General features: G+C 71.7%; 1 protein-coding gene. It reads left to right on the forward strand.

Annotation, left to right across the window (positions count from 1 at the left end; genetic code table 11):
- The coding region (locus tag AX685_RS12115; RefSeq protein WP_066489029.1) for a 4-hydroxybenzoate octaprenyltransferase at nucleotides 1–760 on the forward strand (760 nt) is incomplete at its 5' end.
- Nucleotides 761–854 lie beyond the last annotated feature (94 nt).

Genomic DNA, 854 nt, shown 5'->3' on the forward strand with positions numbered 1-854 from the left:
GGCGGGCGGCATTCCGGCGCGCTGGGATCTGCTGGCGTGGTTCCTCCTCGGCAGCATCGCGATGCGCGGTGCGGGCTGCGTCTACAACGACATCGTCGACCGCGATCTGGACGCCAGCGTCGCGCGCACCCGCCACCGCCCGCTCGCCAGCGGCGCGGTGTCGGTGACGCTGGCATGGGCGTGGCTGGGGGTCCTGTGCGTGATCGGGCTGATCGTGCTGTTCCAGCTGCACTGGAGCGCCGCGATCGTCGCGCTGGCCAGCATCGCGCCGGTCGCCGCCTATCCGTTCATGAAGCGGATCACCTGGTGGCCGCAGGCGTGGCTGGGCCTCGTCTTCTCCTGGGCGGCGCTGGTCGGCTGGGCGGATGTGTGGGGCACGCTCGCCCCCGCCGGGCTGACGCTCTACGCCGGCTGCATCTTCTGGGTGATCGGGTACGACACGATCTACGCGCTGCAGGATCGCGAGGACGATGCGCTGGTCGGCATCGGCTCGTCCGCGCTGGCAATGGGGGCACACGTCCGCGCCGGCGTGGCGCTGTGCTACGCGATCGCCGTTGCGCTGTGGGGGGCCGCCTTCTGGCAGATGCGTGCCGATCCGCTCGCGCTCGCCGCGCTGCTGCCCGCCGCGCTGCATCTGGGATGGCAGGTCGCGACCTTGGTGCCCGACGATGGCGACGGCGCGCTCCATCGCTTCCGCGCCAACCGCTTCACCGGCCTGTTGATGTTCCTTGCCTGCGCCGCGGTGGGGACGACGCTCTAGCAACGCGCCTTCCCACCCCCTAAGTCCGTGCCATGCTCACTCCCGAACAGGCGCAGGACCGCGCCGCCGACCTCGTCCGCCGTGCCGTCGCTGC

Origin of the sequence: Sphingomonas sp. CCH9-F2, assembly GCF_001556735.1 — a bacterium.
Classification (GTDB): domain Bacteria; phylum Pseudomonadota; class Alphaproteobacteria; order Sphingomonadales; family Sphingomonadaceae; genus Sphingomonas; species Sphingomonas ginsenosidimutans.